The organism is Jiangella anatolica (genome assembly GCF_003236295.1).
GTDB lineage: Bacteria > Actinomycetota > Actinomycetes > Jiangellales > Jiangellaceae > Jiangella > Jiangella anatolica.
In genome coordinates this window covers 42559-57834 of the sequence record NZ_POTW01000035.1, presented here as the reverse complement: position 1 = coordinate 57834, position 15276 = coordinate 42559, and the positions used below count along the sequence as shown (strand labels likewise).

Sequence of the window (15276 nt, the reverse complement as noted above, 5' to 3'; positions counted from 1 at the left end):
GTCCAGAGCCTTGCCCGGTCGACGGTGACCAGCCCGCGGTGGGTGACCTCGTCGCCGTCGAGGAGGGCGCGGATGATCTGCGCGCACTCGCGCAGCCGGGCGTTGCGGGTGTCCTTGTCCGGCCATCGCTCGCCGGTGACGTGCTCGTTGAGGTTCTCCCCGCTGCCGAGCGCGACGGCGAACCGGCCGGGGAACAGCTCCTCCAGCGTGGCGCTCGCCTGCGCGGCGACGGCCGGGTGATAGCGCTGGCCGGGCGCGCAGACCACGCCGAACGGCAGCGTCGTCGTCGCCATGGCGGCGCCGAGCCAGGCGAAGGAGAAGCCGGACTCGCCCTGCCGCGCGCTCCAGGGCGCGAAGTGGTCCGACGACCATACCGCCTGGAAGCCGGCCTGCTCCGCGTGCCTGGCGTCGGCGAGCAGACGGCTCGGCGGAAGCTGCTCGTGCGACGCGTGCCAGCCGATGACGGGCATGCTCGGGGCCCCTTCCGGACGAACGACCTGTCCGGTGGATTACCCGGGTCAGGTCAGTTCGAACCGGATCGTCCGGGTCGCCGGGTCGGCGGCGGCCAGGCGGGCGCGCACGTCGGTGCCGAGCGGCAGCGTGCTCTGGTGGCTGATCGGCGCCTCGACGGCGGGATCGCGGATCGTGACGTCGCCCCGGCGCTGGTCGCGGTCGTCGACCTCGACGACGACGCCGTCGAAGGCCTCGCCGACGTACGGGTGCAGGACGGCCGCCTCGACGAGGTCGAGGACGGCGCGCTCGTACTGGTTGGCTCGGCGGGTGGAGCCCTGCATCGTCTTCGGCAGCTCGCCGAGCCGGTCGATCACCCAGCCGGGCACCTCGTCGCCCGCGCTTAGGGCGACGCAGATCTCGCCGGCGTAGCGGTCGATCAGCCGCCGCAGCGGCGCCGTCACGTGCGCGTAGTCGGCGGCGATGGCCGAGTGGCCGGTGTGCTGCGGGAGCTCGCCGGCGAAGCCGACGTAGCCGGAGCCGCGCAGCAGCCGCGTGCAGGCGACCAGCATCGCGGCGTGGGCGGACGTCGCCGGGTCGAGGGAACGGACGAAGTCGGGGTAGCTCTGGTTCTCCGGCCAGTCGATGCGCAGCGCTCTGGCCGTGCGCCGCAGCCGCTTGACGTCGCGCGGGTCGGCCGGGGCGAGGGTGCGGAGCAGGCCGGTGCGGGCCTCCACCATGAACTTGGCCGCCGTCATGCCGGTGAGCAGGGAGATCTGCGCGTTCCACTGCTCGACCGGGTGCTGCTGGCGGAACTCCAGCGACCAGTGCTCGCCGTCGACCCGGACCTCCTGCTCGGGCAGCGGCAGCGAGACCCCGCCGCGCTCGGCCTCCTTCCTGAGGCGTCGCTCACCGACCTCTTTCAGCAGCGTGAAGACCGGGTCGGCGGCGCCGTGGTCGAGCTGCTCCTGCACGTCGGCGTACGAGAGCTTGGCCCGGCTGCGGACCCGGGCCCGCTCGACGCGGGCGGCGAGCGTGTCGCCGTCGGCGTCCAGCCCGATCGTCCACAGCAGCGCGGGCCGGACCTGGTCGGCCAGCAGCGAGGCGGCGTCCTCGGACAGCGCCTTCGGGTAGAGCGGCACCTTCGAGTCCGCCCCGTACAGCGTCTCGCCGCGCCTGTGCGCCTCCTCGTCTATGGCGTCGCCGGGGCTGACGAACGCGCCGACGTCGGCGATGGCGTAATAGACGGTGTAGCCGTCGTCGGTCCGCTCGATGTGGAGGGCCTGGTCGAGGTCCATCGCCGTCGCCGGGTCGATGGTGACGAACGGCAGGTCGGTGCGGTCGAGGTCGGGCAGGCGCGGGTTCTTCGCCGCGTCCTGCGCCGCCTGCTCGACGTCCGGCGGGAACTCCGGCGTGACGTCGAGCTCGGTCTGGATCGCCTGGATCCCCGCCCGCAGCGTCTCACCGTCGGCCGACAGCACCTCGTCGCGCAGGCGCACCACACGTCTGGGCACTGCCGCTCCCCTCGTTCGTCACCGAGCCGTCCACAGCCTCTCACGGGCTGTCACAAACGGCCCGCGAAACTCACCCATAGGAGGCGTGAGCTGGTTGGTCCACGTGGACGAGTCCATCCGCACCGACGACGGCGTCTACGTCCTCGCCGCGGTGGTCATCGGGGCGCCCGACGCCCCGCTCGTCCGCGACGCCATGCGGTCGCTCGAGCCTCGGCCTGGCCACCGGTTCCACTGGCGCGACCGGTTGCCCGACGCGCGCCTCGCCGCCGCCGCGGTGGTCGCCGGCCTGCCGGTCCTCCCCGTCGCCGTGATCGGCGCCCCGGTCGACGCCAGGCGGCAGGAGCGCGCCCGGCGGCAGTGCCTGGAGGCGCTGCTGTTCGACCTGGCCTCCGCCGGAGTCGACGAGGTCTGGCTGGAGTCGCGCAACCCGGCGCTGGACCGCCGCGACGTCCAGGCCATCGCCGCGTTCCGCTCCCGCGGCGTCATCTCACGCGACCTGCCGGTCGGTCATCGGCGCCCGGGCGAGGAGCCACTGCTGTGGGCGGCGGACCTGGTGGCCGGCGCGATCTGCGCGGCCGAAGGAGGCGAACCGGCCTACCGGGACCTGCTGGCTCCCGTCCTCACCGAGCACCGGATCCGGCTGACCTGACGGCGCCAGACATGCGCGAAGCCGAGGTCCGGGTATACCCCCGGGGTTCTCGGCTTCACTTCCTACCCAATCGCAAAAGGGCGGCTACCAAGGATGCTAGCAAGAGCGGACGATCGCGGCGACCCGTCCTAGCCGCCGGCGACGGCGCGGCGACTCGCCTTCAACCGACAGCACGTCGTTCCGCATGGGCTGTCACAACGGCCCGCCAAACCCACCCACAGGAAGTGTGAGCTGGCTGGCCTATGTCGACGAGTCCATCCGCACCGACGACGGCGTCTACGTCCTCGCCGCGGTCGCCCTGGAGCGGGTGGACGCCGCTGCGGTACGTGCCGCCGTCCGGGCGCTCGAACCACGGCCAGGCCGGCGGTTCCACTGGCGCGACAAGGAACCGTACGAGCGCCGCGACGCCGCCTCGTTGCTGGCCGACCTACCTGTCCTCCCGATCGTGACGATCGGTGCGCCGGTCGATCCGCGGCGGCAGGAGCGCGGCCGCCGACACTGTATGGCTGCCCTGTTGTTCGAGCTGGCCGAGGCTGGCGTGGAAGAGGTCTGGCTGGAGTCGCGCAACCCGACGGCCGACCGGCGTGACCTCCACGTCATCGGCGGATTCCGGACGCGCCGGATAGTCCCGGGCGGTCTCCGGATCGGCCATGCCCGCCCCGGCGACGAGCCGTTGCTGTGGGCGGCCGACATCGTCGCCGGCGCGGCAAGCGCGGGTGCGGGCGGTGACGCGGCGTACCGCGAGCTCATCGGCGCGAAACTGACCGAGCACCAGGTGACGCTTGGCTGATCGGGCCCCGGACAGCGCGAAGCCGAGGTCCGGGTATGCCCCCGGGGTCCTCGGCTCACTTCCGACCCCACCGCAGAGGGATCGGCATCGCGCTCAGCATAGCAAGATCAACCCTACGGCGTCAGATCGCCGTGACCGGCCGCGGGACGGCGCGGCGGTAGCGCTCCCCCAGCACCCGCAGGTGCTCGACCAGCGCCGGCGGCGAGGTCACCTGGAAGTCCAGCCCGAGCATGCCGATGTAGACGGCGATGATCTCGAGCGAGTCGGCGCCCGTGACCAGCACACACGTCGACTCGTCCACCGACTCGACGACGCCGACGGTGGGGTTGATGCGGGCCAGCACCTCGGTAGCCGGCGCGAGGACGGTGATCCGGGCGTGCACCGACCACCCCGCGGACGCGACCTCCCGCAGCACGAACGCCGTGTAGTCGCCGCCCGGCAGGACGGCCGGAGCGAACCGCAGGCCGGTCCGCATCCGCAGCGTCATCCAGTCGACCCGGTAGGGATGCCAGCCCGACGCGGGGTCGCGGCCGACCAGATACCAGTGCCGCTGCCAGCTGACCAGCCGGTACGGCTCGACGAGGAGGGGCGGGGTGTCGTCGGAGCGGCCGTGGTAGTCGAAGCGGACGTGCTCGTGGTCACGGATCGCCGCCGCCAGCGCGGTGAGCACGGCGGCGTCGACGACCGGGTCCTCGACGTTGCTGCCGGTGTTCTCCGGGCCGCGCGACATCGCGTCGTGGATGGCGGCGACCTGACGGCGCAGCCGGTGCGGCAGCACCTGCTCCAGCTTGGCCAGTGCCCGCGCGCTGCTGTCCTCGATGCCGGCGACGCCGCTGCCGGCGCGCAGCCCGATCGCGACGGCGACCGCCTCCTCGTCGTCCAGCAGCAACGGCGGCAGCCGGGCGCCGGCGCCGAGCCGGTAGTGCCCGGCCGGGCCGCGCGCGCCGTCGACCGGATAGCCCAGTTCGCGCAGCCGGTCGACGTCGTAGCGGATGGTCCGGGTGCTGACGCCGAGCCGTTCGGCCAGCTCAGTACCGGTCCAGGCGGGCCGCGACTGCATCAGCGACAGCAGCGCCAACATCCGTGCGGAAGTCCCGGTCATACTAGGAAGATACCTTGCCTAATAGGCCCGTAGCGTGACTGTCATGACGAACACCACCGCACCGATCCGCCCGTTCCGCGTCGAGATCAGCCAGGCCGACCTCGACGACCTCCACGACCGTCTGGTCCGCACCCGCCTCCCCCGCCCGATCCCCGGCGACAACTGGGACTACGGCACGCCCAACCACTACCTCACCGAGATGGTCGACCACTGGCGCGACGGGTTCGACTGGCGGGCGCAGGAGGAGCGGATGAACGCGTTCCCGCACTTCCTCACCGAGATCGACGGCCAGACGATCCACTTCATCCACGCGCCGTCGGCCGAGCCGGGCGCGACGCCGCTGCTGCTGGCGCACTCCTACCCCGGCTCGTTCGTCGACTTCCTCGACATGATCGGCCCGCTGACCGACCCGGTCGCGCACGGCGGCAAGGCCGAGGACGCGTTCTCCGTCGTCGTCCCGTCGATGCCCGGCTTCGGCTTCAGCACCCCGGTCGAGGACCGCGGCTGGACGATGGCCCGGGTCGCCCGCACCTACGACACGCTGATGCGCCGGCTCGGCTACGAGAGCTACGGCTCGCACGGCAGCGACGGCGGCGCCATGGTGTCGCGCGAGCTCGGCCTGCTGGACCCGCCCGGGTTCCTCGGCCTGCACGTGCTGCAGCTGTTCTCGTTCCCGTCCGGCGACCCGGCCGAGTTCGCCAACCTGTCCCCCGCCGACCACGCCGGGTTGCAGCACCTGGAGTGGTTCCAGTCCGTCGGCGGCTACAACGCCATCAACGCGAGCCGCCCGCAGACCGTCGCCGTCGGAACGTCCGACTCCCCGGTCGGGCAGCTCGCCTGGAACGAGCTGTTCAACTCCTTCGGCAACGGCACCAGCCTGGTGACCCGCGACCAGATCCTCACCGAGGTGTCGCTGTACTGGTTCACCAACACGTCGGCGACCGCGGGCCGCTACCACTTCGAGGAGGCCCGCTCCGGCGCCGAGCCGGCCGTCAACCACGCGCGGACCGGGGTCGCCGTCTTCGCCGACGACTTCCGCACCATCCGGGCCTTCGCCGACCGCGACAACGACAACATCGTCCGCTACACCGAGTTCCCCGACGGCGGGCACTACGCGGCGCTGGAGCGGCCGGACGTGCTGGTCGAGGACCTGCGGGCGTTCTTCGCGGGCCCGCCCGCTCAGTGACGACCCGCCGCCGCGCCGTCGACCGCCTCGCTGAGGAGGTCGACGGCGCGTCGCGCTGCCGGGTGCTGGGCGGCGGCCTTGCGGACGGCGACGTGGATGCGCCGCACCGGGGTCGGCGCGACGATGCGCACCGTCGTCACGTCCGGCGGCAGCTCGCGGATGCCCAGCGCCGGCACGACGGTGAGCCCGATGCCGGTCGCGACGAACGGGATCGCCGTGTGGTAGTCGTGCGTCTCGACGGCGAACTCGGGCGAGAAGCCGGCCTCGGCGCAGGCCCGCAGCAGCACCCGGCGGCAGGCCCCGTCGTGCAGGTCGTTGTCGATCCAGCGCCGCTCGCCCAGCTCCGCGAGCGGCACCTCGCCCCGTCCGGCCAGCGGGTCGTCGGTGCGCACCACCGCGAGGAACGGGTCGTCGACGAGGTGCCGGACGTCTGCGCCCAGCGGCGGCTCCCATTCCGGCCGCTCGACGAAGATGTCGACGTCGGCCTCGTAGCCGTCGGGCAGCTTCACCTCGGTCATCCGCAGGTCCAGGCGCAGTTCCGGGAACTCCCGATGCAGCGCGGCGACGACGGGCGGCAGCCAGGCCGCGCCGGCGGAGGCGAAGTAGCCGATCGAGAGGCTGCCGACGCGGCCGGCCCGCAGGTCGCCGACCAGCCCGTCGAGCCGGCTGAGCGCCTCGAACAGCGGCTCGGCCTCGGCCGCGAGCGTCCGCCCGGCGGCGGTCGGCTCGATGCCGCGGCCGGCCCGGTCCAGCAGCCGCAGCCCGGTCTCGCGCTGCAGCGCGGCGAGCTGCTGGCTGACGGCGGACGGGGTGTAGCCGAGCGCGTCGGCGGCGGCCCGGACGGAGCCGGTGGCGACGACGGCGCGGAGCAGGCGGAGGCGGGGCACGTCCAGCATGTGCCAATCATAAGCATGACTTAACGATCAGACAGAAATACGTGCTTGTGCTGTCGAATCGTCGCGCCGCACCATGGACGACGTGACGCAGACCCTCCCGGCGCCCGCCGCCACCCCGCCGTTCCTCACCGAGAGCCGCAAGGCCGCGCTCGCCGTCGCCGTCACCGTCGTGCTCTGGGCGTCGGCGTTCGTCGCGATCCGCGACGTCGGCCACACGCTGTCCGCGGCGCCGCTGGCACTGATCCGGCTGGCCGTCGCGTCCGCCGCGCTGACGGCGATCGTCGTCGCGACCCGTGGCCGGCGGGTGGTCCCGGTCCCGCCGTCGCGTCGGTCGCTCGCGCTGATCGCGGCCTGCGGCGTGCTCTGGCTGGCCGGCTACACCGTCGCGCTCAACGCCGGTGAGCAGCACGTCGACGCGGGCACCGCGGCGCTGCTGGTGAACGTCGCGCCGCTGCTGATCGCGTTCGGCGCCGGGCTGTTCCTCGGCGAGGGGTTCCCGCGGGCCCTGATCGCCGGCTCGGCGGTCGCGCTGAGCGGCGTCGCCGTCATCTCGCTCGGCTCCAGCGGTGACCGCGACTGGCTCGGCGTCGCGCTCTGCCTGCTGGCGGCGGTGCTGTTCTCGGCCGGCGCGCTGATCCAGAAGGTCGTGCTGCGCGCCGTCGACGGGCTGACGATGACCTGGCTGGCCTGCCTGGTCGGCACCGCGGTGCTGCTGCCGTGGACGCCGCAGCTGGTGTCGGAGCTGGCGGACGCGTCGGCCGGCGCGATCCTGGCGTCGGTCTACCTGGGCCTGTTCCCGACGGCGATCGGCTTCACCACCTGGGCGTACGCGCTCAAGCGGATGGACGCCGGCCGGCTCAGCGCCACCACGTACGTCGTCCCGACGGTGTCCGTGCTGCTGTCGTGGGCGCTGCTGAGCGAGGTGCCGACGGCGTTCGGCCTGGTCGGCGGCGCGATCAGCCTGGCGGGCGTGGCGATCTCGCGGCGCCGGTCCGGCCGCGTGCGCTAGGGACTCCCGCAGACCCGGCCGGCCAGCCGGACCAGCTCGACCATCGTCGGGCCGTCCAGCGGGTAGCGCTCCGGCAACTGCATGGTCCCCGACGTGACGGTGTACTCGATCTGGCCGTCGGCGCCGCCCATCGTCGTCGCGGCCGCGCAGTCGTCGACCGTCCAGACGATCTCGACCTGCGTGACCTCGTTGCCGTCCAGCTCGATCGGCACCTCCGGCGGCGTGGCGGTCATGCCGGGCGCCATCGGCACCAGGTGGGTCACCCGGGCGTGCCGGCCGGCGTAGTTCATCAGCGGCACCGTCTGCACGACGCTGGTCTCCTCGGCGCGGGTGTAGCCCGGCCCGGTGAACTGGACGTACCCGGCGCCGAAGTCGCACTGTGACGTCCACAGCATCGCCAGCCCGCCGCCGTAGTCGGGCTGCTGGTCGGCGGTGAGGGTGTGCTCGTCGCCGGCGTCGTCGCGGATGTGCACCCGGAGCTCGGCCGGCGCGGCGCTGTCGCAGTCGGCGACCAGCCCGTGCTGCCGGACGGTGACCCAGTCGCCGACCGGCGCCTCGACGGTCTCGAACCGGCCGGCGCCGGGCGCGACGGCGAACCCGTCGGCCTCGATCCCGACGATCTCGACGGTCCGGGCGCCGATGTTCATCAGCTGCAGGTCGGCGCTGGCGCCGTCCTCGTCACGGCTGGCCGGTGTCCACGTCGAGGCGCCGGCGACGACGCCGACGCGGGCGAGGTCGGCGGCCTCGTTGCGGGCGTCGGTGACGACGCCGCCGAGGAGCCCGCCGACGACGAGCGCGGCGGCCGGGAGGGCCCAGCGCCGCCAGGGATGCCCGGTCCGGTCGGCCGGCTCGAGGTCGCCCTCGGCGCCGGGGTCGCCGGGCGGGCCGACGACGCCGAGGTCGAGCGGGCGTTCGTCGGGCCGCTCCCCCAGGCTCATTCCTGGATTCTCGCCGGGCAGGCCCGCCCGGACAAGCGGGCCAGCGCGACGAACCCCTGGTCCGGCAGCACGATGATCTGCTCGGTCTCGACGCCGTCATGGCCGATGCGCACGCCCAGCGACCCGCCGGCCGCGGCCAGCGCCGGGTCGCAGTCGCGCACCGTCCACGTCGTCGTGACGGCGACACTCTCTCCGGCCGGGACGGTCACGGCGTCCGCGTCGGCCGTCAGCGCGAAGCCCGGCGCCCGCGACTCGACGCCACCGAGGACCACGTCGTCGAACCCGTCGTTGGCCAGTTCCAGCCGCAGCACGACGGACTCGTCGCCGGCCTCGACGACCGCGCTGTCGCGGACCTGCAGCCCGAACTCGTAGGTCTGGCACTCGTAGTACCAGAAGCCGCGCAGGCCGTCGTAGTTGTCCGGCGGCGCGACCTCGACCAGCCGCTCGTCGCCGGTCCCGGTGCGCACGCGCACCCGCACGGCGCCGGGCAGCGGGCCGGAGCAGTCCACCTGGATGTCGCGCTGCAGGTACGTCGTCCAGACGCCGGGCTCGGCGGCCACCGGCTCGGCCGGCTCGGCGCCGTCGGCCAGCCTCATCCCCTCGACCTCGACGCCGACGATCTCGACCGGGCGCTCGCCGGCGTTGAGCAGCGTGACCGACAGCTCGCCCCGCGGCCGCGGCCCGGTCATGAGCGACTGCACCGGCCCGCCGAACAGCTCGATGCCTGCGTACCCGTCCGCGTCGTCGCGCGCGTCGGCGACGACCAGCCCGACGGTCCCGCCGACGACGAACGCCAGCGCGACGGCGACCCAGCGCCACCGCCCGGCGGCCGTCCGGCGGGCCGGGTCCGGCGGATCGGGCGGGTCCGCGTCGCCGGGCCGGACGACGCCGAGGTCGAGCGGCTCGGTCACGGGCCGTCCCCGCAGACGCGGTCGACCATGAGGATCAGCTCGGCCTGGGCGGCGCCGGTCAGCGGGTGCCAGCCGGGCATGCTCGTGGTGCCGCTGCCGATCGAGTACTCGATCTCCGGCGCCACCCATTGCAGTGCCAGCCGGCAGTCGGTGACGGTCCAGGTCACCGGCACGTCGAGCGCCTCGTTGGGCGGTAGCTCGAACGGCACCTCCGGCCCGGTGGTGCTCAGCCCCGGCGCCAAGGTCTGGAACCGGCTGATCTCCATCGGCTCGGACCCGCTGTTCGCCACCTGCAGGGTCGTCGTGACGCTCCCGTCGTCGTTCACCCGCACGGTCGCGCCGCCCGGGAAGACCAGCTCGGGACCACGGCAGACGTACCCCCACACCTCCAGCGCGCCGCCGAAGTCGGGCAGCGCGCCCACCTCGACCAGCCGCTCGGTCCCGCCGGCGTCACGGACCCGGACCCGCACCGGCGCGTCATCGCCGGGATCGGTGCCGGCGCAGTCGGCGATCAGGCCGTCCTGGCCGGCGCTCACCCACTCGCCCGGCGGTGCGGCGACCGGCGCGGACGGCTCGTCGTCCGGCCGCACGGTCATGCCGGGCAGCTCCAGCCCGAGGATCTCGACCTCATGCTCGCCGAGATTGAGCAGACTCAGCTGGATCCGGCCTGGCGATTCCTCATCGGCCCGGTCAGGAATCGCCTGCAGCGCGCCGCTGACCAGCCGCACGTCGGAGTAGGACGCGGCGTCCTCGCGAGCGTCCGCGACGAACAGCCCCAGCCCGCCGCCGAGGACGAACGCCGCGGCTATGGCCGTCCAGACCCGCCAGCCGCCGCGCCCGCGCGGTGGCTCCTCGTCCGGCTCGTCAGGCGGCGCTCCCACCACACCGAGATCGAGCGGCGTGTCCATCGATGAATTGTCCCTGAGTAGCGGCTCCGGGCACAATCCCCTGGATGACGAGGCTGCTGGTCATCACGAACTCCCGGGCGGGCGGCGCGCGCGACGACGCGGTGGCGACGGCGCTCGGCGTGCTGCGGGCCGGCGGCGACGTCGAGCCGGCCGAACTGGACCCCGACGCGCTGCCCGGCGTGCTGGCCCGGCACCCGGAACACCGCCCGGTCGTGCTCGGCGGCGACGGCTCGGTGCACCTGCTGGTCGCGACGGCGCACCGGCTCGGCCTGCTGGACCGGCCGCCGTTCCGGTTCGGGCTGATCCCGCTCGGCACCGGCAACGATCTGGCCCGCGCGCTCGGCCTGCCGCTGGACCCGGCGCGGGCCGCGGCGGTGGCGCTGTCGGACACCGAACGGGAGGTCGACGTGCTGGTGGACGACGCCGGCGGGGTGGTGGTCAACGCCGTGCACCTGGGGGTGGGCGCCGAGGCCGGCCGGCGCGCGGTTCCGCTCAAGCCGCGGCTGGGCCGGCTCGCCTACCCCGTGGGCAGCGCGGTCGCAGGGGCGTCGGCGCGCGGCTGGCGGCTTCGGGTGAGCGTCGACGGCGCCGTCGTGGCCGGCGGCGAACGGCGCGCCCTGCTGGTCGCGCTGGGCAACGGCGTCACGATCGGCGGCGGCGCGCCGGTGACGCCGTCGGCGCAGGTCGACGACGGGCGGATGGACGTCGTGGTGTCGTTCTCGACCGGCTGGCGGGCCCGGCTGGCGTTCGCCGCCGCGCTGGTCCGCGGCCGGCATCCGGAACGGCATGACGTGGTCGAGGCGCGCGGCCACCGGGTCGTCGTCGCCGGCGGACCGGTGCCGCTCAACGCCGACGGCGAGCTGTCCGAGCTGACCGGCGCCCGCACCTGGACGGTGCTGCGGCACGCGCTGCGGGTGACGGTGCCCGGACCGAGCGGCACGTAGGGTCGGTTCCGTGCCGATTCGTCCCCTGCTCGCCGCCGCCGTCGTCCTCCTCCTCGCCGCGTGCGGCGAGTCCGTCGCGGCGCCGGACGCCGACCCGATCGTCGCCGCCGCCCGTGCCGTCCCCGGCGTCGACGCGGTCGCCGCCGGCTACCTGGGCCCGGACGGCGAGGAGCGGGAGGCGCCGCCGGCCGACCCCGACGGCTGGACGCTGCGCCTGGAGATCACCCACGACGTGGCGCGGGGCTCCGGCTGGGCGATCGAGACGATCGAAGGGCTGCTGGCCGACCGGCCGGACACGGCGCTGCCGCGACTGGAGATCTGGCTGCGCCCGACGACGCCGGCCGACGCGGAGATCGTCGCGCTGGCCTACCCGTCCGCGGAGTCGGACGACCCGGTCGGCGACGCGTACCTGCTGGCCGGCACCCCGGGCGTCGCGCGGGCCGTGTTCGACGGCGAGACGGCCGACGTGCGGGTGCGCGACGAGTCCGACCTGGCCAAGGTCGCCGACGTCGCGGCCGTGAACGGCGCGGGCGTCGACGTCGTCCGGACGCTCGACGACACCGCCGAGCTGGCCGTCGCCGACGCGCCGCCGCGGCCCGCGTACGTCCCCGCCGCCGGTCCGTGGCCGGCCGACCCCGCCGCGCCGGCCTGCGACCCGGCCCAGCTGCGGCTGGAGCTGACCGGCCAGGATGCCGCGCTCGGCTCGCGGTACCTGTTCCTCGGCGCGACGAACACCGGCGCTGCGCCGTGCGCGTTGCAGGGCGCGCCGTCGCTGGCCTTCCGGACCCTCACCGAGCAGCCGCTCGCCGTCACCGTGCTCCCGTCCCCGGCCGCGGACCGAGTGGTGGTGCCGCCCGGCGGCCGCGCCGTCGCGATGCTGGACTGGAACGCGATGCCCACCGCCGGCAACGACGACCTCAGCTACGAGGTGCTGCTCGCCGCCACCCCCGGCGCCCCGCCCACCGAACTGCCCCTCACGTCGCTCGTCATGGCCGGCCAGAACCCCGGCAGCTACCTCGACATCGTCGACGCCGGCGAGGTCATGGTGACCGCCTGGCAGCCCGACGGAGCGGCGCTCTGATCCCGGACCGGCCTCACTCTGGACAGGCGATTTCCGTCATCGCCGTTCACCGGCAGACTTGCGCTAGCCACGGGGGAAGGTGACGGCGATGACGATGGGTGGCGCGGCGCTCGAGCTCCGCGATCGGCGGCTGGAACGCGCTCGCCTCGACCGGCTGATCGCGGACGTTCGCTCCGGCCAGGGTCAGGTGCTGGTCGCCCGTGGCGAAGCCGGGATCGGCAAGTCCGCGCTGCTCGACTACCTGGTCGGCCGGGCCGACGGATGCCGGATCGTCCGGGCGAGCGGCGTCGAGGCGGAGATGGAACTCCCATTCACCGGCCTGCACCAGTTGTGCGGCCGGATGCTCGACCTCGCGGACCGGCTGCCGGGCCCGCAGCGCGACGCTCTGGCCGTCGCCTTCGGCCTGGAGGCCGGCGGTCCGCCGGACCGCTTCCTGGTCGGCGCCGCGACCCTGGGCCTGCTGAGCGAGGCGTCGGCGAACCAGCCGCTGCTCTGTGTCGTCGATGACGCCCAGTGGCTCGACCACGCCTCGGCACAGACGCTGACCTTCGTCGGACGGCGGCTGCTCGCCGACCGCATCGGTATGGCGTTCGCCGTCCGCGAGCCCGTGGACGGACCGCATTGGCGAGGCTTCCCGGAGCTCGTCATCGGCGGGCTGGCGGACCACGACGCCGAGAGCCTGCTCGCCGCCGTCGTCCCCGGCCGGCTCGACGAGCGCATCCGGCACCGGATCGTGGCCGAGACCCGCGGCAACCCACTCGCGCTGCTCGAACTGCCGCGCGGTCTGACCGCCGGCGAGCTGGCCGGTGGGTTCGAGCGGCCGGACGCCCGGCCGCTGCCGAGCCTGATCGAGCACACGTTCACCCGGCGGGTGCGGTCGCTGCCGCCGCAGACCCAGCGGCTGTTGCTGACCGCCGCTGCCGAGCCCGTGGGCGACCTCCCGCTCCTCCTGCGCGCCCTCACGATCCAGGATGTGCCGGTCGACGCGGCGGCACCCGCCGAGGCGGACGGCCTGATCGAGCTCGGCGCGCGGGTCCGCTTCCGGCATCCGCTCGTGCGCTCGGCGATCTACCGGGCGGCGTCCGCGGCCGAGCGCCGGGTGGTGCACCAGGCCCTGGCCGACGCCACCGACGTCGACCTCGACCGCGACCGGCGCGCCTGGCACCGCGCCCACGGTGCGTCCGGCCCCGACGAGGACGTGGCCGGCGAGCTGGCCAGGTCGGCGGACCGGGCGCAGCGCCGCGGCGGTGTCGCGGCCGCGGCCGCCTTCCTGCAGCGAGCGACCGAGCTCACCCCCGACCCGGCCACGCGCGCGACACGGGCGCTGGCCGCCGCCCGAACCACCATGCGAGCCGGCGGGTTCGAGGCGGCCCAGCGCTGGCTCCTGACCGCGAGCGACGGAGCTGCCGATCCCCTGCACCACGCCCACGTCGATCTCACGCGGGCGCAGCTCGCGTTCGCCGCCGGCCACAGCAGGGACGCCCCGCGCCGGCTCCTGGAGGTCGCCCGCCGCCTCGAGCCGCTCGACGCCGACCTCGCCCGCGACACCTACCTCGACGCCCTCGCCGCCGCGATCTTCGCCGGGCGACTGGCCGGCGAGTCAGGCGTGGTCGACGTCGCCCGGGCCGCCAAGGCGGCGCCCCCGCCGACGGCGCCCCGCAAGCGCGACCTGCTGCTGGACGGCGCGGCCGCGTTGTTCGCCGACGGGTATCCGGCGGCGGCGCTGCCGGTCGGGAAGGCCATCCGCTCGTTCCGCGACGACGACGGCGCCGGACAGGACGACCTGCGGTGGCTGTGGCTGGCGTCGGCCCTGGCCGTCTGTCTCTGGGACGACGAGAGCTGGGACGTCCTCACCGCGCGGCACGTCGCACTCGCGCGCGAGGCGGGCGATCTCACCGAGCTGCCGCTCGTGCTCAGTCACCGGGTGCTCCTGGACCTGTTCTCGGGCAACATCTCCGCCGCCGGCTCGCTCGTGGCCGAGATCCGGACGATCTGCGACGCCACCGGCGTCGGCCTGGCACCCTACAGCGCGATCGGGCTGGCGGTGTGGCGCGGCCGGGTCGACGAGGCCACCGGCCTGATCGACACCAGCCGGGTCGACGCCGAGGCACGCGGGGAAGGTGGCGCCGTCACCTACGGCTACGGCGCGCACGCGGTGCTGATGAACGGCCTGGCCCGCTACCCCGAGGCGCTCGCGTCCGCCCGCAGCGCGACCGCCCACCCCGCCGAGCTCGGTGCGGCCAACCTGGCGCTGACCGAGCTGTTCGAAGCGGCCGTCCGGGGCGGCGGCCGGCCCGAGGAGGCGGCCGGCGCCCTCGCGCGGCTTACCGAGATGGCGCAGGCCGCCGGGACGGACTGGGCGCTGGGCCTGCTCGCCCGGTCCAACGCGCTTCTGGCCGCCGGACCGGCGGCGGAGGCTCACTACCGTGAGGCCCTCGAGCGGCTCGCGGGCACCCGCATCCGGATGGACCTCGCCCGCACCCACCTCCTCTATGGCGAGTGGCTGCGCCGTGAGGGGCGCCGTCAGGACGCCCGGACGCAGCTGCGGTCCGCCCACGGCATGTTCACCGCCGCCGGCGCCGCCGCGTTCGCCGAGCGTGCCCGCCGCGAGCTCGCGGCCACCGGCGAGGTCGTCGACGAGCACGCCCGCCCGGCGAGCGAGGCCCTCACCGCCCAGGAGGCGCACGTCGCCGATCTCGCCGGCGCCGGGCTGACCAACGCCGAGATCGGGGCGCGGCTGTTCCTCAGCCACCACACGGTCGAATGGCATCTGCGCAAGGTCTTCACCAAGCTGGGCATCACGTCGCGGCGCCAGCTCCGCCCGCCGGCGTAGACGACGTTCCGACCGAGTTCGGTGCGAGGAAACCTCAGCGATACGCGAACATCACGCGAGGCTCG

The 15276-nt window shown here is 74.5% G+C and carries 14 protein-coding genes; 7 read left to right on the top strand and 7 right to left on the bottom strand.

All coding sequences use genetic code 11. The features are described 5' to 3' along the window. Together C1I92_RS16055 and C1I92_RS16050 are read right to left on the bottom strand one after the other, a co-directional pair. Window positions 1–470, bottom strand: a 470-nt coding sequence (locus tag C1I92_RS16055) for an LLM class flavin-dependent oxidoreductase (RefSeq protein ID WP_146605156.1), incomplete at its 3' end; no start/stop codon positions are given. Window positions 471–518: 48 nt separating this feature from the next. Beyond that, the gene (locus tag C1I92_RS16050) at window positions 519–1964 is read right to left on the bottom strand and encodes an RNB domain-containing ribonuclease (RefSeq protein ID WP_199521283.1); all 1446 of its coding nucleotides are present in this window, start codon (window positions 1962–1964) and stop codon (window positions 519–521) included. A gap of 85 nt (window positions 1965–2049) precedes the next feature. Here C1I92_RS16050 and C1I92_RS16045 point away from each other — a divergent pair, with 85 nt between their 5' ends. Then, window positions 2050–2613: a hypothetical protein gene (locus tag C1I92_RS16045; RefSeq protein WP_111255656.1), complete on the top strand. Its 564-nt coding sequence runs from the start codon at window positions 2050–2052 to the stop codon at window positions 2611–2613. Window positions 2614–2839: 226 nt separating this feature from the next. Then, window positions 2840–3403: a hypothetical protein gene (locus C1I92_RS16040; RefSeq protein WP_111255655.1), complete on the top strand. Its 564-nt coding sequence runs from the start codon at window positions 2840–2842 to the stop codon at window positions 3401–3403. 121 nt (window positions 3404–3524) lie between these two features. On the opposite strand, the gene C1I92_RS16035 is transcribed toward C1I92_RS16040, so the two are convergent. Further along, window positions 3525–4505, bottom strand: coding sequence for a helix-turn-helix transcriptional regulator (locus C1I92_RS16035; protein WP_111255654.1), 981 nt, complete (start codon window positions 4503–4505; stop codon window positions 3525–3527). A gap of 43 nt (window positions 4506–4548) precedes the next feature. Here C1I92_RS16035 and C1I92_RS16030 point away from each other — a divergent pair, with 43 nt between their 5' ends. Beyond that, window positions 4549–5691, top strand: a complete 1143-nt coding sequence (locus tag C1I92_RS16030) for an epoxide hydrolase family protein (protein WP_111255653.1) — start codon at window positions 4549–4551, stop codon at window positions 5689–5691. Here the strand turns inward: C1I92_RS16030 and C1I92_RS16025 are convergent. Further along, complete coding sequence (locus C1I92_RS16025) at window positions 5685–6587, bottom strand: LysR family transcriptional regulator (RefSeq protein WP_111255652.1); 903 nt, start codon at window positions 6585–6587, stop codon at window positions 5685–5687. The two genes, C1I92_RS16030 and C1I92_RS16025, sit on opposite strands and share 7 nt — an antisense overlap. 73 nt (window positions 6588–6660) lie before the next feature. Between C1I92_RS16025 and C1I92_RS16020 the strand changes: the two genes are divergently transcribed. After that, window positions 6661–7596, top strand: a complete 936-nt coding sequence (locus tag C1I92_RS16020) for a DMT family transporter (protein WP_111255651.1) — start codon at window positions 6661–6663, stop codon at window positions 7594–7596. Here the strand turns inward: C1I92_RS16020 and C1I92_RS16015 are convergent. The 3 genes from C1I92_RS16015 to C1I92_RS16005 are packed head-to-tail and all read right to left on the bottom strand — an operon-like array spanning window position 7593 to window position 10353. Beyond that, complete coding sequence (locus C1I92_RS16015; protein ID WP_111255650.1) at window positions 7593–8534, bottom strand: hypothetical protein; 942 nt, start codon at window positions 8532–8534, stop codon at window positions 7593–7595. The two genes, C1I92_RS16020 and C1I92_RS16015, sit on opposite strands and share 4 nt — an antisense overlap. After that, a complete protein-coding gene (locus C1I92_RS16010; RefSeq protein WP_111255649.1) occupies window positions 8531–9445 on the bottom strand; it encodes a hypothetical protein in 915 nt (304 codons plus the stop codon). Before C1I92_RS16010 ends, C1I92_RS16015 begins: the two co-directional genes overlap by 4 nt. Further along, window positions 9442–10353 carry a hypothetical protein gene (locus tag C1I92_RS16005; RefSeq protein WP_111255648.1) on the bottom strand — a complete coding sequence of 304 codons (912 nt, stop codon included), beginning with the start codon at window positions 10351–10353 and terminating at the stop codon, window positions 9442–9444. The genes C1I92_RS16010 and C1I92_RS16005 overlap by 4 nt, the downstream gene beginning before the upstream one ends. A gap of 44 nt (window positions 10354–10397) precedes the next feature. On the opposite strand from C1I92_RS16005, the gene C1I92_RS16000 reads away from it, so the two are divergent. The 3 genes from C1I92_RS16000 to C1I92_RS15990 all read left to right on the top strand — a co-directional run bounded on the left by C1I92_RS16000 (window position 10398) and on the right by C1I92_RS15990 (window position 15211). After that, window positions 10398–11297 (top strand): diacylglycerol/lipid kinase family protein, encoded by a 900-nt coding sequence (locus tag C1I92_RS16000; protein WP_111255647.1) that lies wholly within the window; start codon window positions 10398–10400, stop codon window positions 11295–11297. Between the two features lie 10 nt (window positions 11298–11307). Further along, window positions 11308–12378 carry a DUF4232 domain-containing protein gene (locus C1I92_RS15995; protein ID WP_111255646.1) on the top strand — a complete coding sequence of 357 codons (1071 nt, stop codon included), beginning with the start codon at window positions 11308–11310 and terminating at the stop codon, window positions 12376–12378. A gap of 88 nt (window positions 12379–12466) precedes the next feature. Further along, window positions 12467–15211, top strand: a complete 2745-nt coding sequence (locus C1I92_RS15990) for an ATP-binding protein (protein ID WP_233507027.1) — start codon at window positions 12467–12469, stop codon at window positions 15209–15211. Window positions 15212–15276: the final 65 nt, after the last annotated feature.